Origin of the sequence: Caulobacter segnis ATCC 21756 (genome assembly GCF_000092285.1) — a bacterium.
Lineage (GTDB): Bacteria > Pseudomonadota > Alphaproteobacteria > Caulobacterales > Caulobacteraceae > Caulobacter > Caulobacter segnis.
On sequence record NC_014100.1, the window covers coordinates 1,962,747 to 1,984,647 of the forward strand.

Here is a 21,901-nt window from a genome sequence, read left to right on the forward strand (position 1 = left end):
TCCCCTGAACTCGGGCGGCCGCAGCCCCGGCCGCCTTCTTTTTTTGGAGACCGCCCATGCTCCGCTGGCTCGTCCTCGTCGCGCTGCTGATCGCTTGGCCCGCCTACGCCCAGACTGGGAAGCCGGACCTCATCCTCAACGGCGAGATCACCGGCGCGGATCACCAGACCTACAAGCCCGTGACCTTTGACGTGCCGGCGGGGGTCGCTCGCCTGTCCATCGCCTTCGACTATACGGGCCGGGAGAACCGCACCGTGGTCGATCTTGGCCTTCTGGACCCTGTCCGGTTCCGGGGCTGGAGCGGCGGGAACAAGAAAGCTCTCTTCATTTCCACAGAGGCGGCGACCGCGAGCTACCTGCCGGGGCCGCTGCCGGCCGGCCAGTGGACCTTGCTTCTAGGCGTTCCCAACGCCCGGCCCGGGTCCCGAGCGACCTATGAGGCGAAGGTCTGGTTCCAGCGCGCCCCGGAGCCACCACCCGCCGCGCTGGCCAAGGCGACGACGCCCGGCTGGTATCGCGGCGACCTGCACATGCACACGGCCCATAGCGATGGCGGCTGCGTCACCGGAGACGCGCCGCGCGCCCCTTGCCCGGTCTATCGCACGGTGCTGGCGGCTCTGGCCGCCGGGCTCGATTTCATCGCCGTGACCGACCACAACACCACGAGCCAGGCGCAGGCCCTGGCCGAGCTACAGCCGTCTTTCCCGAACCTGTTGCTGATGACCGGCCGCGAGGTCACGACCTTCCAGGGGCACGCCAATGTCTTCGGGCCGACCGCCTTCATCGACTTTCGCTTGGGCTCCAGCAGCGTGCCGACGATCCGCGACCTGCAACGGGCGGTGACGGCCGCGGGCGGGATTTTCTCGATCAACCACCCCGCCGTCCCGTCCGGCGAACAATGCATGGGCTGCGGCTGGACCGCCAAGGACACCGACTTCGACGCAGTCCAGGCGATCGAGGTGGCCAATGGTGGAAACGAGAAGGCGTTGGGCGGATTCGAGGGCGTCCTGTCGGGTGTTCCGTTCTGGGAGAACCAGCTGAATCAAGGGCGTCGGATCACTGCGATCGGCGGTAGCGACAACCATGACGCCGGCGTTCCGCACGATCAGCCATCGGCCTTGGGGCGACCCACGACGGTGATCCGCGCCGAGGGACTCTCATCCGAGGCCTTGTTGACGGGCCTGCGCGCCGGGCGCGTCTTTGTCGACCTGGAAGGGACCCGCGATCGGATGCTCGACCTTTCCGCCAGCGTGGACGGCGTTTCGGCAGTCATGGGCGGAGTGCTGGAGGCCAGACCTGGCCAGACTATCTCCTTCGTCGCGACGATCACGGGCGTGGATCGCGCCGGGCTGGAGCTCATTCAAGACGGCTTGCCGATCCACCCCCCAGTTTCCGCGACGGGCCAGTTCGAGATCCAGATGGGGCGGCGCCAGACCTGGGTCCGGATTAATGTTCGCGATGCTCAAGGGCGGCTGCTTCTGATCGGCAATCCGATCTATTTGTCGCCCGCGCCCCAGGGGAGTTGAGCGGCGCAAGGCGCTACGCTAGAGCGCCAGGCGGTTCGCCAGAGCCCGGACACGATAATAGCCTCGCGCAAGCAGTGCTCTTGAGCAGGACGCCGAGCAAGACCTGACTAGGCGCCTCGCTTCAGGATCAGCGTCGCCACGGCGCGCGGCGGGACGACCAAGCCGGTCACCGGCTCGGCGCGATGTTGAGCGTCCGTAATGATCATCCGCCCGGACCAGCCCGCCGGTGGGGCCAGGCGGCGCGGTGACAGTCCGCCGTTGACGTGGACCAGCACCAGGGCCTTGCCGTCGGGCGACAGCGCGCCGACCGTGTCCAGGTCGTCGACCGGAACCAGCCGGTAGCCCGGGCGAATGAAGCGGCTGAACTGGGCCATCACCCAGTAACGGCGCGTCACGTGGATCGTGTGCGGCCCCTCGGGCGAGGTGCTGAAGTCCGTCTTGATCAAGCCCCAGTTCGAGCCCTTGCCGCCGTCGCGGGCGCTGAGGTTCTCGACCGCCTGCCAGAACACCCAGGCAGCCGGCTCCAGGCGCTTGAGGTCCAGCACCACATGCTCGGCGAAGGCGAGCGGCGAAGCCATCCCCTCGAAGTCTTCCGGATCCTTGTCCAACGGGGTGTCGTTTTCGGACATCCAGAGGCGGACGCCTGACGCGCGAGCTACGTCACGCACGCCGGTCTGATTCACCGTTCCATAGCTGTGCACATTCAACTGCCCGATCGCGGCGCGGACCTCGCGCGGATAGGCGTCCCAGTCGGCCAGGAAGAGATGCGAGTTGGTCTCGTCCGGCGCGCTGACCACGGCGGCGAGGCCACGCGCCCTTAGGGCGGCGTCGGTGGCCAGGATCATCGCGCCCTGGCGTTGCGGACTCCAGTGCGCGCCTTCCTGCGTATTGGCCGCGTGCCAGTAGTCGGTATTGGGTTCGTTGACCGGCGACAGGGTGCGGAACGCAACGCCATGGCGTCGCTGCAGTTCTTCGACCACTCGAGCGAGATAGGTGGCGAACAGATCCTCTTGTCCAGGGCGGAGATTGTCGTCGGTTCGCCTTTCCGCGCCCGAGACCTTGCCGCTGACGGTCATGAACCAGGGCGGAGAGTTGGAGAAGGCTTCCAGTATCGGCGCTCGGACGCGGGCCTTGATCGCGTCCAGCCACCAACGCTGATTGGCGTCGGCCGACCAGTCCCACATCGCTGGATCGTCCGGATCCCACCAATCGGCGCCAGCGGCGCCTTCTGGCTGGCGCCAGAAGCCGGGCACGGCCGCGCCGGGGCGCAGATAGGGCTTGGCGTCGGGCCTGTCGCCTCCGCCGATGTTGTAGCGCGCAATGGTCCAGCCAAGCCCGTTCTGGCCATAGAGCAGATCGGCGAGTCGTTCGCGATCCGCGGCCGGCCAGCCTCCCGTGACGTTAGCGAACCACGCCAGGGCCGTGCCCCAGCCTTCGAACACCGTCGAGGCGCGTGAAAGATCGGGACGAAGCGCGACCGTGATAGCGGGCTCGGCGGACCGGCTGACCGTCGGGACCAACACGGCGCCGACCGCCGCCGCGATCATGCCCCGGCGCGTGGGCGACAGGAGAGGGGCGGCGGTCGGTGTGTTGGTCATGAGCTGATCGCGCTCCAGTCTGTCCGACATGTCGTTATCGAGTTCGAGGGCGGCGATCTTCTCGTGCCGACTACTGCGCTTCACGCGTGTTCGTCACCTTGCCGAAGACCGGCGCATTCACCGTAGTGAGGCGTTCTTTTGCGTCACCCGTCAGGTCGAAGAAGACGATCCGGTTGGCGCCGGGCCGCATCCACGGCGCGGGCGTGTAGAGGGTATGTACGGGCCCAATGGACCAGAAGCGGCCCAGGTTGTGCTCCCCGAGCCAGAGCTGCCCTTTGTGCAGGCCGCGCGTGTCCAGATAGGTGTCGGCGGGCTGATCAACCTTCATCTCCACTTCGTAGAAGCAGGGACCGACACAGGGCTCGGCCGACATCCGCACCTTGGACAGGTCATCCATCGGCAGGCGGTACATGCGCCAGTCGTTCAGCGGCTGGCCCTCCAGCGTGACCTCGCCGGTCAGGCCCGCCTGCTCGGTCCTGATCGCCCGCGAGTAGTTCACGCGCCCGGTGTTCTCGACCAGGATATCCAGCGTCGCCGCCCTCGACCGCCCGGGAAGGGTGACGGTTTCCTGGTCGAGGCGACGGTCGATCACGCCCACCAACTTCTGATCGACATAGATCTGAGCGTAGCTGTGAACGCCCTTCAGCGTCAGCACGCCGCCCTGTCCCGGGCGAAGCGGGACGCGATAGAGGACATAGCCGTAGTTCTGATCAAGCTCCTCGAACGTCAGGGGGCGGTCGGCTCGAACCGGCTCGGGGAGGTTGCGCCACAGCGAGGCGCTGCGTTTCACGGGCGAGATCGGGAAGGTCTTGGCGATGCTGGCCGCAGGCGTCGGCGCGGCCGGCTTGCCCGTGACCTCGGCGATGACCGAGGCCAGCAGCCCGTACTTGTAGCGGGGGGCGCCCGCCTCATCGAGCGGCGCGTCGTAATCGTAGCTGGTCGTGTCGGGGTGATAATCCTTGCCGGTGTGGGAGTCCGCGCCGTTCATCCAGCCAAACGAGGTGCCGCCGTGGAACATGTATAGCGACACCGAATAGCCGCGCTGCAGCATGAAGCGCAGTTCCTCGGCCTCCTTGCGGCCGTCGGTCTCGTGGTGCTCCTCACCCCATTTGTCGAACCAGCCAGCCCAATATTCGCCGACCATCCGCAGGCCGTCGGGCCGGAACGTTTCCAACTGGGCGACCGACTTCTCGGCGCCGCCCGAGCCGAAATTGACCATCGACGGCAGATGCGGCAGCGAGCCCTTGGCCAGGTCGGAAGCCTGGTTCGACGTGAACAGCACGCCGTCGGCCAGGCCGGCCCGGCGGTAGGTCGCCTCCAGACCTTCGAGATAGGCCTTGTCGTCGCCAAAGGCGCCGTACTCGTTCTCCAACTGGATGGCGACGATCGGCCCGCCGTTCTTCAGGAGCAGCGGCTTCACCTCTCGCCCCAGCCGCGCCATCCAGCGCTCGACGGCGGCGGCGTACTGGGGCTCGGTGGAGCGCAGAAGGACGTTGCGGTCTTTCAGCAGCCACGACGGATAGCCGCCGAGCTCCCATTCGGAGCACACATAGGGACCGGGGCGCAGGATGACGTCCAGGCCCTCCGCCTGCGCGGCGCGAATGAACGCGGCCAGATCGTTCTGACCCGTGAAATCGTACACGCCGGGGCGCGGTTCGTGGACGTTCCAGAAGGCGTAGGTCGTGATGGTGTTGAGGCCCATCGTCTTGGCCTTTTGCAGGCGATCGCGCCAGTAGGCCCGCGGAATGCGGACATAGTGCATCTCGGCCGAGATGACCTGGTGGGGCGCGCCGTCCTTCAGGAAGCCAGCGCCACTGACCTCGAAACGATGCGCCGGGGCGGCGGACCTCGCATCCGAGGGCAAGATCGCCAACGCCGACATCGTGAGCGTCGCATAGAGCATCGATCGAACGAACAGCTTCACATCTTCTCCTTCGCCCCCACCGACCCATCAGGCCGCCGGGCGGTTAGCGTTGATTTGATGGGGTAGGGGGGCGATAGACGACGCCTATCGTGGCTCGATGACGATCACGCTTCCGCCGGATCCTTTCAGGTCCATCTTCAGAATCGTGTTCCGGTCGACGGCTCGGCTGAAGTTGACGACCTCGGTTGGTGCGGCGCCGTCGGCCCAGATTTTCGCGCTGAACCTTCCCTTGGGCAGAAAGCCTAGCGGCAAGTCGATAGACCGGGATTCCTCATTGTTCATGACGCCTAGGTACCAACGCGTTCCCGAGCGTCGAGCCAGGGCGACGTAGGTTTCGGGAGCTCCACCCACAAACCGGGTCTCGTCCCAAGCGGTGGGTACGGCTTGCAGGACCTCAAAGCCCTGCGCGTTCCGATAAGCCGACGGATCGTCCGAGACCATCTGCAGCGGACTGTCATAAACGACGTACATCGCCAGGGCCTGGCCGCGCCGCGTTTGGGTGGACGGCATCACCTCGGTGGGCGCGTAGTTCTCCGGCACGCCGTTCCGGAAGCCGCCGGGGGTGTAGTCCATCGGACCAAGCAACATGCGCGTATAGGCCAGATGGACGTTGTGGCTGGCGGTCACGCGCTTGGTCGGGAACTTGTCGTACTCGGCGCCCAGAACGCCTTCCTGGGTGATGTAGTTCGGATAGGTCGTGGACAAGCCCGACGGTGGGAAAGCGCCGTGCATGTCGAGCAGCAGGTGATGCGCAGCCGTCGCCTTGGCCAGGCGCTCGTAGAAGGCGACCATCTCCTGGTCGTCGCGCTCCATGAAGTCGACCTTGATGCCCTTGATCCCCCATTCGGCGTACCGCCTGAGCACCTCGTCCATGCGAGGCTCGATGTGCTTCCAATGGACCCAGAGCAGCAGGCCAACGCCCCGCGCCTTCGCGTAGGCCACGAGGTTGGGCATATCGATCGCCGGGTCGGCGCGGGTGATGTCCGTCTTGGGATCGGCGTCACAGCAGCCCGTGGCGTTGTAGGCCCAGCCGGCGTCGATCAGGAAGTAGGGGAACTTGTTCTCAGCGGCGAAGTCGATGAAGCGGCGGAAGCGCTCCATCGTCGGCTTTTCGCCATTGGTCGGTCCCGACCACCAGTCCCAGGCTGCCTTCCCAGGCTTCACCCATGTAAAGTCGCCGGCCGGCCGGGGCGCCAGATTGCCGATCAGCGGCGAGGGGATCAGGTCGCCAGCCCGGTCGCCGATCACGAGGACGCGCCACGCCGTGGTCAGGCCGTGATCCGAGATCACGGCGACGCTCGGATCATCCACGCGCGGCGCCAGCTTTACGTGGAAGCCGGTTCCGGTGGGAACGAGCGCCGAGCTTGTGTAGCCGCTTAGGTCCGACTGGGCGATCGCCAGGGTCGTACGGCCGCTCTTCGACGTGCAGACAGCGGGGATGTCGTAGGTCTTGCTGACATCCATCGCGGAAAGGTCGAGGAACGTCCAAATGTTCTCGTGGGACGACCTGTATTCGCTCGTCAGGCACCGCAGATCGCCATCGAACCTGAACTGGGTGCGTTCCTCACGAAGCTTGATCGGGCCGCCATCCGGAAGGACATAGCGAAACGCGACGCCGTCGTTGTACGCCCGAACCTCGACCTTCAGCGTTCTGGCGCTGTCGCCCTTCGCCCGAAAGGTCAGGGTCGTCGCGTTGTAGACGTCGCCGGCGCGAGCGGCCTTGGTGGCGACCAGGGGCAGGGTCCTGTTGATCGCTCGACGCTCGACCGACTTCAGCTCTAGACGATCCAGCGTCTCTCCCGACAGGTCCAGGCCCAGCGAAGAGTCCAAGATCAGCGGTTCCGACCGACGCGCCACCGAGAACGCGCTTCCGTCATCGGCGATGGATATCGCGATGCTCTTGTCGGGCGAGGCCGTGACGATCTGCGCGACGGCCAGCAGGGTGATGGGAAAGGACATACTCGGACTTCCTCTTGGCTCTTAGCGGCTTGAGAGCGCGACGGCCGCGCTGGTCAGGCCTTCCGCCCGCGCCATGAGACGGATGTCGCCCGGCGCCTTTCGCGTCTGGACGAGCGCCTGGGCCCACCCGTTGTAGGTGGTGCGGTAGTCGGCCTTGTCGGGCTCGTGGCAATTCGGATCGCCATTGCCGACGCCGATCAATCGCCCGGCGCCGATGAGATCGAAGTCCACCCGGACGGCGGCCTTCGGCACGATGACGCCCGCCTTGTCGCGCACCGACACGTTGATGACGGCCACGTCCTGGCCATCGGCGGTCAGACGCGTCCGATCGGTCTCGATGACGAGCCTGGCCGGCGTCCCGGCGGTGCTTCGCTCCGATTTCAGCACGACCTTACCGCCCCTGAAGCCATAGGCGACAAGGCGACCGGGGGCGTAGGGAACCGACCATTGGACATGGCCATCCTTGGGTGGGCTTTGCCGGCCCAGGGATCTTCCGTTCAGGAACAGCTCGACCGCATCAAGGTTGGTGTACGCCCAGACCTCGACGGCCTTGCCTTCCTGGCCCTCCCAATTCCAATGCGGCAGGAGGTGCAGGACCGGCAGATCGTCTCTCCACCAGGCCTGGTAGTAGTAGAAGATGTCCTTCGGCAGGCCGCAGAGGTCCAGTATGCCGAAGTTGGAAGAGACGGACGGCCACCAGTTGAACGGCGTCGGCTCGCCCCGATAGTCGAACCCGGTCCAGACGAAGCCGCCGAGAAGGTAAGGCTTGGCGTTGTAGAGCTTCCACCAAGCCTGAGCGGTCTTGCCCCAGTAGGGCGCGTCGACGTCATAGGACGAGACGACGGAGCGTTTGTCATCCCGCGCGTACTCGCCGCGGGTGGACACGGCGCTGGCGGTCTCGGTGCCGATGATCGGCATGTCCGGATACTTCAGCCGAAAGGGCTCGATGAGCTCTTCGTGGTAGTTGAAGCCCATCACATCGATCGCTTCCGTGATCCCTTCGCCATAGCCCTTGTTCATGGCGGCCGTGATCTTGCGGGTGGGGTCGAGGTCGCGGATCTCGCGAGCCATCGCCTTGGCGATCTTGGCGCCGCGCGCCGTGCCCTGCTGGGGTTCTTCGTTGCCGATGGACCACAGCATCACGCAAGGATGATTGCGGTCGCGGCGAACCAGGCGCCGCAGCTCGTCCATGGGCTCGGGCGCGGAGCTCATCTGACGGGTTTCATCGATCACCAGCAAACCCAGCGCATCGCAAGCGTCGAGCAACTCCGGCGTGGGCGGATTGTGGGCCGCGCGATAGGCGTTCGCGCCGAGCGCCTTCAGCTGCTTGAGCCGCCAGATCTGCAAGGCGTCTGGAATGGCCGCACCGACGCCGGCGTGATCCTGGTGGTTGTTGACGCCCTTCAGCTTGAGGGGACGGTCATTGAGGAAGAAGCCTTCGCGCGCGTCGAACCGGAACTCGCGGAAGCCGAAGCTGACATCATACACATCCCGGACCGTCTCTCCCTCGCGGAGAGTCACGCGCAGGACGTAGAGATTGGGCGCGTCCGTCGACCAGAGGCGAGGGGAGGCGACCTTGCAGGTCAGGCGGGCGGTGGTGTCGCGCCATGCCGCGACCGATTGCGCCGCCTGGGCCGAAGCCACCGGCGCGCCGGCGTCCAGCACAAGCGCTTCGATCCTGACGTCGGCCCCGGTCTCGCGGCGGTTGGCGACTTCGACGTCGACCTCGACCTGGCCGTCGCGCGAGGCGCGGGCGAAGACGCCCCATTGCGGCACGAAAACGGGGGTCGTCTTTACGAGCCAGACGTGTCGGTAGAGGCCGGCGCCCTCGTAGAACCAGCCTTCTCCAAGGCTGGCGTCGAGGCGGACAAGCAGCACGTCGGGCGCGCCATCGGTATTCAGGAATTCGGTGATGTCGACGCCGAACGAGGCGTAGCCGCCATGGTGCTGCGTGACGATGTAGCCGTTGACGATGACGGTGGCGTCGCGAAACGCTCCGTCGAACTCCAGCGCCACGCGCCCCTGGGCGTCGGACGGGCTGACGGGCAGCGTTAAGCGGTACCAGCCGACCGACGTCTCCGGAAAATTCCGCCCGATAGGCTTATAGCCGTGGGCGGCGGCGAGGTCCTCGTCGTCCTTGTCGGCCGGATTGCGGCTGAAGCGGATGTTGTTGACGAACGGCAGCTCCACCGCCCAGTCGTGGGGCAGGGTGACCTCCCGCCAGCGGCTGTCGTCGTAGCCGGTGAGCGCCAAGGGGCCGGCGGCGCGGCCTTGCTTGGCGAAGGTGCGCTGAAAGTCGCCAAAGCCGAAGTCGCGATCAGGATCGGCGGCATGGCCAAGGGCGAACCGCCACCCTTGATCCAAGCGTATGCGCTGACGCGGAGAAGAATTTGCTGATCCCGCCGAACCGCTGGCTGGAGCCAGCGAGGCGATCGCCGCGCCCGCGACGGGCAGGGAGTGGATCAGGGTTCGGCGGTCGATGGGCATGCTGATCCCTTGGCTTGTTAGCGCGGCAAAGAGACGCCCGCCGCGTCAACGGGGGGGCGAACGCGGCGGGCAAGGGAGGAGTGGACTTGCATCGCGCTTGCAGTCGCGAAGCATTTTTCGGCGCCGCCTGTCCGATGGCGCCGATCCAGCCGCTCGGCCAAAACGCCGGCCGGCCGCCAGATCCGGTCTGTGTCATCCGCCGAGGGGCCTTGCTTGCCATGCATCGCTTGATGCGCTCGATGGTGTGGAGGGAGGAAGAGAGGGAGGGCCGTCCCGCTGACGAAACGGCCCTCGGTGGTTGGTCGTTAGAACGTGGCGCGCGCCGTCAGAGTGATGGTGCGGCCGTCATAGTCGACCCAGCGGGCCACTCGACGATCGTTCTCGTATTCGAACCGGACCGCGTCGGTCAGGTTGTAGACGTCGAGCGACAGGCTGAGGGCGTCGTTGACGTTGTACGACGCCGACATGTCCAGCTGGCCACGCGACTTCACCGAACGGGCGCCGCCCGTGTAGGTGCCGTTGGCGTTCAGCGGATAGTCGGAACGCCAGTTGTAGACCATCCGCACCCCGTACTTCGGCGTCTCGTAGTAGCCGATCAGGTTGACGTTGTTCTTGGAGATGCCGGGGAACGGCGCGATCGCGGGGCTCTTCGACTTCGTATAGGAGTAGTTGAAGGCGCCGCCGAAGTTCTTCCAGAAGCCCGGCAGGAAGTCGAGGTTCTGCTGGATGTTGAACTCCAGGCCCTCGACGGTGGTCTTCGAGTCGAGGTTATAGCTGGCGCTGGCGTTGACGTGGACTTGCTTGGTCGCGCTGCTGAGGGCCGTGGCCGTGCAGTAGGTGCCGTCCCAGGATAGGGCGCCGAAGCCCCAGGTCGAGCCGTCCGAAGGGCACAGGATCGACGGATCGGAGGTCGAGGTGATCCGGCCCGTGATGTCCTTGTGGAAGTAGGCCAGCGAAATCAGACCGTTGGGACGGTTGTACCACTCCAGGGACAGGTCGAACGACTCGGCCATGTACGGCTTGAGCTTGTTGTTGCCGATGGAAACCCAGGTGTCATAGACGCTCAGCGAACCGACGCTGAGGGTCTTGTTCAGGCTTTGCAGCGGGTCGACCTTGGTGGCCGGCGAATACTGCCGCGGGTGCGGGCGGACATAGGTCTTGTAGTAGGCGCCGCGCAGAACCACGTCGTCCGTGACATCGGCGGCGAAGATCGCCGACGGCAGGAAGTAATTGTACTTGTTTTTGTACTGGACGGTCTGGAAGTCGTTCGGCGAACCAATCCCGTTGGTCGGCGCGACCTTGCGGTCGAGCACCGTGATGGTGTTCTTGGTGTCCTCGTAGCGACCACCGAAGTTACCGCGCACGCCGTGACCGAAGATCTCGGTGTCGTACTTCGCCTGGACGTAGAACTGATTGATGTCGTTCTCGTTGGTGAAGTTTTTGTCGTAGTAGGCGCCATCCGCATACTGGATGTTAAGGCCCATGGACGACAGGCCGCCGCCCGGGAAGGTCTGGACGGGGCGAACGGCGTCGAGGAACTCGCGGACCTTGAGGGTCTGCCAGTTCTGATTGATGGCGCCGGCGGTGCCGCCCATGAAATCCTTCAGGAACGGCGAGGTTTCCATCATGTCCGAAGTGATCTTGGACGTCTGGATGCCGTAGGCATACGAGCGATAGCCAGTAGAGACATACTTCTCGCGCTCCAGTCGCACGCCCGCCTGGATGCTCTTGATCGGACCGAGCGTGACGAAGCGCTCGGCGTCGAGGCCCAGGCTGTTCAGGTCGTTCTTGGCGAAGCTCTCCGAGCCTTCCAGCGCCATACGGTTGGTGCTGTTGGCAGACGTGCCGTTGTTGTACCACGACACCGGATCGTCCACGCCGCCCCAGGTCCAGTTCGCGCCCGCGTCGATGGAGTTCTGCGGGTTCGGGCGGGTGACGTAGGAGAAGCCGTCCATGTTGCCCAGGCCCGTCGAAAGCGAGCCCGAGGCGCCGCCGCCGGGACGGGTGTAGTTGACGAAGTCAACCGAGGTCTCGACCGACGCGTTGGAGCCCGACGACAGGCTCAGGGCCGCGGCCAGGCGCCACTGCTCGTTGCTCCAATCGATATTGCCGATGGCGCCCTTCGACTTTTGGTGCTGCGAGTACAGGCGGTTCGAGGTCAGGACCGTCAGGTTGTTGAAGTCGTAGCTCTCGTACAGGTACCGGCCGTCGTTCGTCTGGATCGGCGAGCCCTTCGGGGTGATCACGGTGCCCGCTCCCGGCGTCGAGGACGGGGAGAAGTAGCTCGTCATGAAGTACTGGACGGTGTCGGGCAGGTTGCGATCGGTCATAAAGCCGATCAGGCCAACTTTGGTGTTGTCGTTCGGCTTCCACTCGACGCCGGCCGTGCCCGACCAGACCTTGCCCACGTTCATGCGGGTGTACTGGCGAATGGCGCTATTGGACCAGACCCCGTTGGTGCTCTTCGAGCCCGTATTGCTGGTGACGAAGGGCGCCGCGTCAGCGGCCGAAAGGCCCAGCGCCTGAGACAGGGACCGACAATAGGACGTCGCGTTGTTCGCGCAGGGCGTGGCCGAGAAGTACTGGCCGTAGGTGGCGTTGAACTGCGTCGGCGTCAGGCCCGTCGAGGCCGCCGTCAGGTAGTCGTAATTGTTGAGGCGCAGCGTATCGCGGCGGAAGTTTTCCTTCTTGTAGGCGATCGTGCCGAACACCGCGAGGTTGTCGCTCAGGTGCTTGTTGTACCCGATCGTCGCGGCCGGCGCGCCCAGGTCGCCCAGGGTGTTGTGCTCATAGGCCGCCTTCATGAAGCCGCCGTCCTTGCGCGACAGCGCCGGGGCGATCTGCATGTCGACGTTGCCGGACAGGCCGCCGGAAACCGTGTTGGCCATCGGCGATTTCTGGATCACGAACGCCGAGAAGATGTCCGAGTTGAACGCGCCAAGAGGCGAGCCCTGGTTGTCGCGCAGCAGCGCCGGACCCGAGAAGGATTGGCCGTTCAGCGTCGTCTTGGCGTATTCGCCGGGCATGCCGCGCAGGTTGATCGTGGCGTCGCGGCCTTCCGCCTCGCGGTTGATCTGAACGCCAGGAACGCGTTGCAAGGCTTCGCCGACATTCAGGTCCGGAAAGCGGCCGAGGCCGTCCGACGAGATGCCGTCGGTGATTTCAATGGCGTTCTTCTTCGAGCGTATCGCGTTCGCGTAGCTCTGCTTGAAACCGGTCACGACGACCGCTTCAAGCGTATCGCTCTGAGCGGCGGCGGTGTCCGCTTGTCGAGCGATCGCGGTGGCTGGAAGGCCGATAATCGTCGCGGACAGTAGCGCCATGCGAAGCGCGCGCGCCCGATTTTGATCGAAACTCATAGTACTCCCTCCTTGTCAGGCTCGCCGTTTTCTGGCGGCTCGTATTGGCTTGACCGCTTCTGTTCCCCACAGCGATCAACCACATCAATTTCTCATATAAATATCTTTTTTTAAATGAAACTTTGTGGCCTGCGTCGGAACTTTCCGATAGTGGATTGAAAATAAACAATAAAAAATATTACGTCGCGTTCTATAAGGCGACGGTTTTGCAACACGCGGTTGCGTGAAGAGCTTTCGTGCTCGTAAATTGGTCAGGCCAAAAGGCGCTGAGGCTAAGGTTTGCCCGCCGGCGACTCAGTCCCTGAGAAGGGGCTGGCATGCCGCGACACCGACCGACGATCGCTTCGAGCGGGCGGCCGGAGGAGGCAAAACAGGTTGGCGCGTCGTGGGCGACGAGAGGCCATGGACCCGATCGGCTGGGGCCCGGTACGGTTCTGGATGGAGCTCTCTAAGCTATGGACGCCGGCCCAATCTTCACCGAGGCGGAGCGAGTTCGAGCTCCCCAGCGCCTCCGGAGGGGGGGGCGCCTAGCTGACGCCCTGAATCTCGCCCGATATGAGACGGGCCGTCGCGCGCAGGAGCTCTATCGCGGTTTCGACGGGGCGCGCGCCTCTGCGAGCCATGTAGGGCATGGTGAGCGCGGCCGTCGCGGCGCCATCGACCACGACGGGGGCGGATATATCCACAATACCCGGCGTGAGATCGCTTTCGGCGCGCCAGTAACCTTGCTTCGCCACCCGCGCCGCGTCCGCCAGGAAGCGTTCCCGACCGGCTTCGTCGACACTGGAAAAGATCTCGCCATGCCAACGGTTTTGGATGGCCTCGGGCTGGAAGGCGTACAGCACCATGCCTGACGTCGCCTCCACGATCGGGCGACGATGGCCCGTGCGCACTGAATACCCAAAGTAGCCTGGGTTCTCGATGCGGGCCACGACCACGATCTCATCACGCGAGACAATGGCCAGGTGACAAGATTGCTCGGTCTCGGCGGCGAGGTCGCGCATCTGGGGGAGAGCGGCTTCAAGCAAGTTCTTCACCGGGGCGCGCGCCATGCCGAGCGTGAACAGCCTGTTGGTCAGCTGGTAGCCGTCGCCGGATGGCGTCGCCTCGATAAAGCCCTTGAACTCCAGCACGTGGATCATGCGGAAGAGCTCGCCGACCGAGCGACCGAGAGCCACGGAAATCTGCGACAGGGTCATGGCCTGCCCGTGCTGGGCGAGCAGGTCGAGGATGTCGAGGCCCTTCTCCAGCGCGGGGGCCGTGTATTTGCGTTCGGTCAAGCCAGGTTCCTATGCGTTCGCATGACGGCTGTAGCGTTGACCTTTTAACGCCTTGCAAGCCCGCAAGCGACGCCGATCGCTCTTCGCTCCGCGCTTCATGCAAGCCAGGTCACGGTTGTTCCTTAGGATGGTTGTTGGCTGAGGGCGTAGATGCGTCTCATGGCCACCCACTTCTCGCCAGGCGCGGCCTGGGGCAGGGGGCGTTGAAATTCCCACATCAGGCGCTCCCAAGCCTGGACGTCCTCGCTGGCCATGTCCGCCGCGGCTTTGGCGTTGGGCGAGAAGCCGGGTCCTGTTTCCATAATCATGAAGAGGCGATCGTGGGCTCGCCAGATCTCCATGTCGATGATGTCGGCGTCGCGGATGGATCGCGTCACCGCGGCGGGAACGGCGCCGGGCGCATGCCAGGCTTCGTAGCGGGCGATGGCGTCGGCGTCGTCGACGAGGTCGAGGGCAAGGCAATGGCGCATCGTGTCAGACCCGGGTCTCGACGACGACCGTCTGGCGCTGGGCGCCCAGACCTTCGATGCCAAGCTCCATCACGTCTCCTGGGACGAGATATCGCGGCGGCTTCTGTCCCATGCCGACGCCCGGCGGCGTGCCGGTCGAGATGATGTCGCCGGGCTGCAGGCTCATGAAGCGTGAGACGTAGGAGACCAGGAAGGCGGGCTTGAAGACCATGGTCTTGGTCGAGCCGTTCTGGAAAAGCTCCCCGTTGACCTTCAGCCACATGCCGAGGTTCTCGACGTCGCCAGCCTCGTCCTTGGTGACCAGCCACGGGCCGGTTGGGCCGAAGGTGTCGCAGCCCTTGCCCTTGTCCCAGGTGCCGGTGCCGTCGATCTGGAAGGCGCGTTCCGAGACGTCGTTGATCACGCAATAGCCGGCGACATGCTCAAGCGCCCGCTCCTCGGAGACGTAACGGGCCTCCGTGCCGATCACGACGCCCAGCTCGACCTCCCAGTCCAGCTTGGTCGATCCTATGGGCTGGATGACGTCGTCGTCCGGGCCGCAGATGGCGCTGGTGGCTTTGGTGAAGATCACGGGCTCGGTCGGAACGGGCAGGCCGCTTTCGGCGGCGTGATCGGCGTAGTTCAGACCGATGCAGATGAACTTGCCGACGCGGCCCACGCAGGGGCCCAGGCGGCCAGGAGCGGCGACCAACGGAAGGCTCGACGGATCCACCTCGGCCAACTTGGCGAGGCTGTCGGGGGAGAGGGCGGCGCCGTCGATGTCTTGAACGACGCCCGAGAGGTCGCGCACCTGGCCTTGGCCGTCCATCAGGCCTGGGCGTTCTTGGCCCGTAGGGCCGTAACGGAGAAGCTTCATCGGTTTTGCCTCCTGGCGGCGATCAGTTGATCCAGCCGCCGTCGATGATGTGGATCTGGCCGGTGGTGAAGGCGGATTCGTCGCTGGCGAGGTAGAGCGCCAGTTGCGCCAGTTCCTCGGGCTTGCCCAGGCGCCCCATCGGCTGGCGCGCCGTGAACGCGTCTCGGGCGGCCGCGTAGTCGCCGGTGTCCGCCAGTCGTTGGTTGAGCGACGGGGTGTCGACGGTGCCGGGGCAGATGGCGTTGCAGCGGACGCCTTGCGCCACGAAATCGGCGGCCACGGCCTTGGTCAGGCCGATGACGGCGGCCTTGGTGGCGCCATAGGCGAAGCGGTTGGGCACGCCTTTGATCGAGCTGGCCACCGAGGCCATGTTGATGATCGAGCCTCCGCCCGCCGCCAGCATGGCCGGCAGGAAGGCGCGAATGGCGCGGTATTGCGCCGTGACGTTCAGGTCGTTGGACAGCGCCCAGGCCTTCTCTTCGCAGTCCAGAATGGTGCCGGAGTGGACGTAGCCCGCGCAATTGAACAGGACGTCGATCGCGCCGAGTTCGGCCGCCAGCGCCGTGATCGCGTCCGGATCCAGGACGTCCAGTTGGCGCGGCTCGCAGCCCTGGACCTCGCCCAGCAGGGCGCCATTGATGTCGGTGGCGATCACCCGCGCGCCTTCACGCGCGAAGAGTTCGGCGCTCGCCTTGCCGATGCCCTGCGCGGCCGCTGTCACCAGGGCGGTCTTGCCGGATAGTCTTCCCATGACGCTGTTCCTTAGCTCGCGCGCCGAAGCGGCAGGCAGGCCGGACCAATCGGGTCGAAGGCCTTGTAGGTTAGGATGAATTCTTGATGCCCGAGGGCTTCGGACACCGTCCGCTCGCCGCCGGCGACGGCGAGGACGAGATCGAAAATCTCGTCGCCGACCTCGTCCAGGCTTCCGCGGCCTTCCATGATGCGGCCGGCGTCGATGTCCATGTCGCCCGCCAGTTTGCGATAGGTCTCGGGATTGGCGCAGACCTTGATCACCGGCGAGATCGCCGAGCCGACCACCGAGCCGCGGCCCGTCGTGAACAGTATGAGGTGAGCGCCACAGGCGATCAGTTCGACGATCTCGGCGTTGTCCGAGATGTTGGGGAACCCGTACCGAACCTCGCCGTCGGGGACGACGTCCAGCAGATAGAGCCCCCCTGTCGGAGGCTGGTCGCCGGGCTTGAGGATGCCGACGATCGGGGCCGAACCCGACTTGGAATAGGCCCCCATCGATTTCTCTTCCTGGGTCGTCAGGCCGCCCTCGGCGTTGCCGGGCGCGAAGCTGCCGTAGCCCATGACGGTGTAGTAGGCCTCGGCCTTGCGCACGCTGGCCTCGAGCTCAGCGCCTAGCTCGGGCGTGATCGCGCGACTGGCCATGATCTTCTCGCAGCCGACGAGCTCACCCGTCTCTTCGAAGACGCAGGCCGCTCCCGCCGCGCCCAGGCGATCGAACGCGCGGCCCACGGCCGGATTGGCCGTAATGCCGGAAGTGCCGTCAGAGCCGCCGCAGATCGTGCCGACAACCAGCTCGGACACCGCCATGGGGACGCGCGGCGCGGCGGCGGCCTTGGCCTTGAGGCGCGCCACCGCCTCCACGCCTTTGCGGATGGTCTCGGCCGTGCCGCCGCTCTCTTGGATAACCAGGGTCTCGACGGGGCGGCCGCTGGCGGCGACGGCCGCCGCCAGCGCCTCGCGATTGAAGCTCTCGCAGCCCAGCGAGACCAGCAGCACGCCGCCGACGTTCGGGTGCGTGCCGATCGCCTGCATGACCTTCAAGGCGTAGGCGTTCGGGTAGCAGCCCGGAAAACCGATGAGGTGGACGTCAGGATCGTCGCTCCGGGCGACGATCGTCCTCGCAACGTGGTGGGCGCATTCGACCAGGTAGGCCACGGCCACGACGTTGCGGATCCCCTTGCGCGCGTCGGCGCGCAGATAGCCTTGCATGTTCATCCCGTGTCCTCGCCTGTCGCCTGCCGCGTATGGCTGGCGATGTAGTCGCTTTTCATGTTGTGCATGTGGACGTGTTCGCCCGGCGCGGCGGCGGCGGTCATCGAGCCGATCGGGGCGCCGTATTTGAGCACCTTCTCGCCAACCGACAGAGGGCGGCGGGCGATCTTATGGCCGACCGCCACGTCGCCGGCGGCGACGATGGGCTGGCCATCGATCTCCAGCCGCTGGCCCGCCTGGATCGGGGCGGCCAGCACCAGGATATTGTCGTCCGGATGCAGCAGAACAACGCTCATGCGGGTCTCTCGTCCTCGGGGGCGGGCGCTTCGGCGTGGAGCAATCCAGCCTGGCGCAGGTCGCGCCAGAACGCCGCCGGGATCGGCGCGTCGAGCCAGTCTAGGGCCTGGTTCACCTGAGCCGCTGAAGCCAAGCCGGGAACGACGCTGATCACGGCCGGATGGGCGAGCGGAAAGCGCAGGGCCGCGGCCGGCAGGGCGACGCCGTGGTCTCGGCAGACCGCCCGCAGACGCGCCACGCGCTCGACGATCTCCTTGGGCGCCGGCTCGTAATTGTAGTGCAACGGCGCGCCCGAGGCCGCGTCCTCGACGAGAATTCCCGAGTTGAAAGGACCGCCGGCGATCACGGACACGCCCTTGGCGACGCAGGTCGGGAGGAAGCTGTCGAGCGCCGACTGTTCCAGCAGTGTGTAGCGACCGGCCAGCAGGAAGACGTCGAAATCGGCGTGGGCGGCGGCTTCGAGGCAGACCTGCCATTCGTTCACGCCCAGTCCGATGGCGCCGACGAGGCCCGCCTCGCGTAATTCGACCATCGCTCGGTAGCCGCCCTCTAGGAACGCCTTCAGTTGCGCCGGATGAGCGTCGCCATGGGTCATGCGGCCCAGGTCGTGGGCCAGAAGCACGTCCACGCGTTCACGCCCCAGACGCGCGAGACTGGCCTCGAACGTCGCCATCACCCCGTCGTAGCTGTAGTCGAAGACGGGCTCGAACGGCGCCGCGCCGGCGAAGCCGTGCCGCACGGCGTCGGCCGGCGCGTCGATGGGCTCGAGCCGGCGGCCCACCTTGGTCGAAATCCGGGCGGAGTTGGGGAGAAGGTCTCCCAGCCGGCTCTCGCTGAGACCGAAGCCGTAGTGCGGCGCGGTGTCGAAGTAGTCGAGGCCGGCGGCGAGCGCGGCGTCGACCGCCGCCTGGGCGGTCTCGTCCGAGACCGGCGTGTAGAGGTTCCCGAGCGCCGCTGCGCCAAAGCCGAGACGGGGCAAGTCAGGTTGACGGGGTCTCATTGGGGGCCCGCATCCAGGCGATAGAACCGACGGGCGACGTCCGAGAACACCGCTTGGGCGAACGCCGGGTCGCGCAGGGCGGGGAAGTTCTTCACTTGCCCGAGCCAGGCGGCGTAGTCGGTCGCGAGGTTCACCACCGGCCAGTCGCTGCCCCACATCAAACGATCCGGGCCAAACAGCGCGATCAACCGGTCGACATAGGGCGTGATGGCCTCGGGCGGCTGATCGGGTCGCGCCTCGGTCAGCAGGCCTGAGAGCTTGCAATGCACTTGGGGCAGGGCGGCGAGCCGCGACATCGCCTCGGCCCATTCGTCGAACGCCTCGCCAGCGATTGGCGGCTTGGCGCCGTGGTCGATGACGATCCGCAGATCGGGCCGCCGTGTGGCCAGGGTCAGCAGGTGCGGTAGGTGGCGTGTGAAGACGAGGGCGTCCAGAGAGAGGCCGTGCGCCACCAGGGCGTCGATCGCCGGCGCGAGGCCCGCGTGCGCGATCCACGCGTCATCGGGCAGGTCCTGCAGCATGGGCCGCACGCCCTTGAATTTCGATCGCGCAGATAGCGCCGCGATCCGCTCGGGCGCTCGCGGCGACAGAAGATCGACCCAACCCACCACGCCAAGAATGAGAGGCTCGTCTTCGGCGAGCCGCAGAAGCCAGTCGGTGTCGGCGTCGCTGGGTTGGGATTGCACCGTCACCGCGCCGGCCAGGTTCGATCCCGCCGCGGCGCGTAGATCGCGAGGCTCGAAATCCCGATGGATCGCCGCGAGTTCGGGCGTCGGCCAGACACAATCGTTCTGGCCGATGCGCCAAAAGTGCTGATGGGCGTCGATCAGCACGAGACGATCGCCTTGATCACGCCAGCCTCGGGGCTCATCCAGTTGGGCAGATCGGTCGGAAGATCGGCCAAGCGACCGCTATGGGTGTTCAGCGCTCGGGTGGGCGCCTTGCCCGCGCGGATTGTCTCCACCACCATCTCGAAGTCTTCCAGCGTGGCGTTTCGACTGGCCAGCAGCGTCGTTTCGCGCTTGTGAAACTCGGGGTCGGAGAATGTGATGTCGGCGCTCACGACCGAGATCAGGACGTAGGCTCCGCCGTGGCCGACATAGGCGAACCCCGCTTCCATGGCCTTCGGGCTGCCGGTCGCGTCGAACACCACGTCGAAGAAGTCGCCATCCGTTATCGAGCCGAGCCGATGCGCCGAGTCCGGGCCGAGGTCGACGGTGTGGTCGACGCCGATATGCTCGGCGCAGAAGTCCAGGCGATCGCGTCGGCCGTCCAGCGCCGTGACCACCCCGCCCGCGAGCTTGGCGAACAGCGCGGCCGCGATGCCGATGGGGCCCGCTCCGACGACTAGAACGCTTTGCCCGGGCTGGATCTGGGCGCGTCGCACCGCGTGGGCTCCGATGGCCAGGAATTCCACCATGGCCGCCTCATCCAGCGATAGCCCCGTGGCCTTGCCCACGAATCCCGCTGGAACGCAGAGATACTCAGCCAGGCCGCCATCCACGTGGACACCCAGCACTTGGATGTTTCGGCAGCAGTTCGGCTTGTCCTTGCGGCAGGCCGAGCAGTGGCCGCACGACATGTACGGCATGATGTAGACGGCCTCGCCGGGCGCGAGATCGACGCCGGTCGGGGCCGAGACCACCTCTCCCGCCAACTCGTGCCCCATGATCCGCGGGTAGGCGAGATAGGGCTGTGTGCCGCGGAAGATGTGCATGTCCGTGCCGCAGACGCCGACGCGGCGAATCCGTACCAGAACCTCGCCCTCGGCCGGAACGGGCCGCGGGCGTTGCTCCAGAACCAGTTCGCCCGGCGCAGTGCAAACTAGAGTGTTCATCATGCGTGGGGCGCCTTCAGAGCGGTGGTGGTGTCCATCGACAACGCCGCCCGCGCCGCCGACAGCCCGTAGGCCGCGACGACCGCGAAGCAGGCGCTTGGAACGAGGATCGCGAGGTTGATGGCGCTGAGATCGGAGATCGCGCCCATCAGGGCGGTGAAGACCGCGCCGCCAATGATCGCCATGACCAGGAACGATGACCCTGTCTTGGTCAGCGGACCAAGATCCTTGATCGTCGTCGCGAAGATGGTCGGGAACATGATCGACATGAAGAAGCTGGTCGCGGCCAGAGCCATGAGGCCAGGCTTGCCACCGGCGAGCGCCGCGAAAAGCGTGAGGGCCGTGTTGATGGCCGCGAACACGGCCATCAGCCGGGTCGGGCTGATCTTGCCCATCGCCGCGGTTCCCGCGAAGCGTCCGGCCATGAAGCCGACAAGCGACCAGGTGAGGTAAGCCGCGGCCGCCTTCTCGCCCAAGCCGACCTCATGTTGGGCGTAGCGGATCATATAGCTCCACACCCCGACCTGGGCGCCGACGTAGAAGAACTGGGCGGCCACCCCGAACAGAAAGCGTGGGCGCCGAAACAGGGCGGCGATGGCTGCGCCTGCGGAGGGCGCGTTAGCGACGTCCTCGCGCGGTGGCCGGGTGGCCGCGGCGGGGAAGCGCGTGCACGCCACGAGAGCCGCCCATCCGAAGACGACGGCGGCGATCACTAGATAGGGGAGCTGGGTCGATCGAGCTTCCTGCGCCTGGAAGGCGGCCAGTTGCGCCGCGCTCATGGCGTCGAACTGCGCCTTGGTGGGCTCGACGCCTGAAAGGATGAAGTGGCCTCCGAGAAAGACCGCCGTGATCGAGCCCAAGGGATTGAAGGCCTGGGCGAAGTTCAGGCGGCGTTCGGAAGTCGCTGGGTCGCCCAGGACGGTGATCAGCGGATTGGCCGAGGTCTCAAGGAACGCCAGGCCCGACGCGATGACGAACAGGGCGGCCAGAAACAGTGGGTATTGGAGCGCCGCGGAAGCCGGATAGAACATCAGGGCGCCGAGGCCAAAAAGGCCGAGGCCAACCAGAACAGCGATCTTGTATCCATATCGTCTCATGACGATGGAGGCGGGCAGGGCGAGAAAAAAGTAGCCGAGATAGAAGGCGGACTGCACGAGGCCCGATTGCAGGTCCGACAGGAAGAACGCCTTCTTCAGATGAGGGATCAGCACGTCATTCAGATTGTTCGCGACGCCCCACAGGAAGAACAACGCGATGATGATTGCCTGGGTCAAAACCGCCCCGTCCTGACGTCGCCTTTCCATCTTCCCTCCCAAATGCCTCGACGCCTTCGCGCTCTCATG

16 protein-coding genes are annotated in these 21,901 nt (G+C 65.8%); 1 reads left to right on the plus strand and 15 read right to left on the minus strand.

All coding sequences use genetic code 11. The annotated features are described in order from the left end of the window. Nucleotides 1–56: 56 nt before the first annotated feature. Nucleotides 57–1,526: a CehA/McbA family metallohydrolase gene (locus CSEG_RS09155; protein WP_013078952.1), complete on the plus strand. Its 1,470-nt coding sequence runs from the start codon at nucleotides 57–59 to the stop codon at nucleotides 1,524–1,526. Between the two features lie 107 nt (nucleotides 1,527–1,633). Here the strand turns inward: CSEG_RS09155 and CSEG_RS09160 are convergent, their stop codons facing one another. The 15 genes from CSEG_RS09160 to fucP form a co-directional block, all read right to left on the minus strand. Beyond that, the gene (locus CSEG_RS09160; RefSeq protein ID WP_244264931.1) at nucleotides 1,634–3,154 is read right to left on the minus strand and encodes a glycoside hydrolase; all 1,521 of its coding nucleotides are present in this window, start codon (nucleotides 3,152–3,154) and stop codon (nucleotides 1,634–1,636) included. Nucleotides 3,155–3,194: 40 nt separating this feature from the next. Beyond that, on the minus strand, nucleotides 3,195–5,048 hold the full coding sequence (locus tag CSEG_RS09165) for a glycoside hydrolase family 35 protein (RefSeq protein ID WP_013078954.1): 1,854 nt from the start codon (nucleotides 5,046–5,048) through the stop codon (nucleotides 3,195–3,197). 84 nt (nucleotides 5,049–5,132) lie between these two features. Beyond that, on the minus strand, nucleotides 5,133–7,007 hold the full coding sequence (locus tag CSEG_RS09170) for a glycoside hydrolase family 97 protein (RefSeq protein WP_013078955.1): 1,875 nt from the start codon (nucleotides 7,005–7,007) through the stop codon (nucleotides 5,133–5,135). Between the two features lie 21 nt (nucleotides 7,008–7,028). After that, on the minus strand, nucleotides 7,029–9,494 hold the full coding sequence (galA, locus tag CSEG_RS09175) for a beta-galactosidase GalA (RefSeq protein WP_013078956.1): 2,466 nt from the start codon (nucleotides 9,492–9,494) through the stop codon (nucleotides 7,029–7,031). A 305-nt stretch (nucleotides 9,495–9,799) separates the two neighbouring features. Then, entirely contained in the window at nucleotides 9,800–12,853 is a 3,054-nt protein-coding gene (locus CSEG_RS09180) for a TonB-dependent receptor (protein WP_013078957.1), read from the minus strand. A gap of 527 nt (nucleotides 12,854–13,380) precedes the next feature. Continuing rightward, a complete protein-coding gene (locus CSEG_RS09185) occupies nucleotides 13,381–14,133 on the minus strand; it encodes an IclR family transcriptional regulator (RefSeq protein ID WP_013078958.1) in 753 nt (250 codons plus the stop codon). Nucleotides 14,134–14,255: 122 nt separating this feature from the next. Continuing rightward, a complete protein-coding gene (locus tag CSEG_RS09190) occupies nucleotides 14,256–14,603 on the minus strand; it encodes an L-rhamnose mutarotase (protein ID WP_013078959.1) in 348 nt (115 codons plus the stop codon). A 4-nt stretch (nucleotides 14,604–14,607) separates the two neighbouring features. Then, nucleotides 14,608–15,459 carry a fumarylacetoacetate hydrolase family protein gene (locus CSEG_RS09195; RefSeq protein WP_013078960.1) on the minus strand — a complete coding sequence of 284 codons (852 nt, stop codon included), beginning with the start codon at nucleotides 15,457–15,459 and terminating at the stop codon, nucleotides 14,608–14,610. Between the two features lie 22 nt (nucleotides 15,460–15,481). Continuing rightward, entirely contained in the window at nucleotides 15,482–16,210 is a 729-nt protein-coding gene (locus tag CSEG_RS09200) for an SDR family oxidoreductase (protein WP_013078961.1), read from the minus strand. 11 nt (nucleotides 16,211–16,221) lie between these two features. Further along, nucleotides 16,222–17,427, minus strand: a complete 1,206-nt coding sequence (locus CSEG_RS09205; protein WP_013078962.1) for a UxaA family hydrolase — start codon at nucleotides 17,425–17,427, stop codon at nucleotides 16,222–16,224. Next, complete coding sequence (locus tag CSEG_RS09210) at nucleotides 17,424–17,720, minus strand: UxaA family hydrolase (RefSeq protein WP_013078963.1); 297 nt, start codon at nucleotides 17,718–17,720, stop codon at nucleotides 17,424–17,426. The genes CSEG_RS09205 and CSEG_RS09210 overlap by 4 nt, the downstream gene beginning before the upstream one ends. Beyond that, nucleotides 17,717–18,721: an aldo/keto reductase gene (locus CSEG_RS09215; protein WP_013078964.1), complete on the minus strand. Its 1,005-nt coding sequence runs from the start codon at nucleotides 18,719–18,721 to the stop codon at nucleotides 17,717–17,719. The genes CSEG_RS09210 and CSEG_RS09215 overlap by 4 nt, the downstream gene beginning before the upstream one ends. Next, nucleotides 18,718–19,554: an amidohydrolase family protein gene (locus tag CSEG_RS09220; protein ID WP_013078965.1), complete on the minus strand. Its 837-nt coding sequence runs from the start codon at nucleotides 19,552–19,554 to the stop codon at nucleotides 18,718–18,720. The genes CSEG_RS09215 and CSEG_RS09220 overlap by 4 nt, the downstream gene beginning before the upstream one ends. Beyond that, complete coding sequence (locus CSEG_RS09225) at nucleotides 19,548–20,561, minus strand: zinc-binding alcohol dehydrogenase family protein (protein WP_013078966.1); 1,014 nt, start codon at nucleotides 20,559–20,561, stop codon at nucleotides 19,548–19,550. Before CSEG_RS09225 ends, CSEG_RS09220 begins: the two co-directional genes overlap by 7 nt. Further along, nucleotides 20,558–21,862, minus strand: a complete 1,305-nt coding sequence (gene fucP, locus CSEG_RS09230) for an L-fucose:H+ symporter permease (protein WP_013078967.1) — start codon at nucleotides 21,860–21,862, stop codon at nucleotides 20,558–20,560. The genes CSEG_RS09225 and fucP overlap by 4 nt, the downstream gene beginning before the upstream one ends. Nucleotides 21,863–21,901: the final 39 nt, after the last annotated feature.

Coding starts and splice junctions, on each gene's coding strand:
- CSEG_RS09155 (WP_013078952.1), top strand. CDS start 57: ATGCTCCGCTGGCTCGTCCTCGTCGCGCTGCTGATCGCTTGGCCCGCC.
- CSEG_RS09160 (WP_244264931.1), bottom strand. CDS start 3,154: ATGTCGGACAGACTGGAGCGCGATCAGCTCATGACCAACACACCGACC.
- CSEG_RS09170 (WP_013078955.1), bottom strand. CDS start 7,007: ATGTCCTTTCCCATCACCCTGCTGGCCGTCGCGCAGATCGTCACGGCC.
- galA (WP_013078956.1), bottom strand. CDS start 9,494: ATGCCCATCGACCGCCGAACCCTGATCCACTCCCTGCCCGTCGCGGGC.
- CSEG_RS09180 (WP_013078957.1), bottom strand. CDS start 12,853: ATGAGTTTCGATCAAAATCGGGCGCGCGCGCTTCGCATGGCGCTACTG.
- CSEG_RS09190 (WP_013078959.1), bottom strand. CDS start 14,603: ATGCGCCATTGCCTTGCCCTCGACCTCGTCGACGACGCCGACGCCATC.
- CSEG_RS09195 (WP_013078960.1), bottom strand. CDS start 15,459: ATGAAGCTTCTCCGTTACGGCCCTACGGGCCAAGAACGCCCAGGCCTG.
- CSEG_RS09200 (WP_013078961.1), bottom strand. CDS start 16,210: ATGGGAAGACTATCCGGCAAGACCGCCCTGGTGACAGCGGCCGCGCAG.
- CSEG_RS09205 (WP_013078962.1), bottom strand. CDS start 17,427: ATGAACATGCAAGGCTATCTGCGCGCCGACGCGCGCAAGGGGATCCGC.
- CSEG_RS09210 (WP_013078963.1), bottom strand. CDS start 17,720: ATGAGCGTTGTTCTGCTGCATCCGGACGACAATATCCTGGTGCTGGCC.
- CSEG_RS09215 (WP_013078964.1), bottom strand. CDS start 18,721: ATGAGACCCCGTCAACCTGACTTGCCCCGTCTCGGCTTTGGCGCAGCG.
- CSEG_RS09225 (WP_013078966.1), bottom strand. CDS start 20,561: ATGATGAACACTCTAGTTTGCACTGCGCCGGGCGAACTGGTTCTGGAG.
- fucP (WP_013078967.1), bottom strand. CDS start 21,862: ATGGAAAGGCGACGTCAGGACGGGGCGGTTTTGACCCAGGCAATCATC.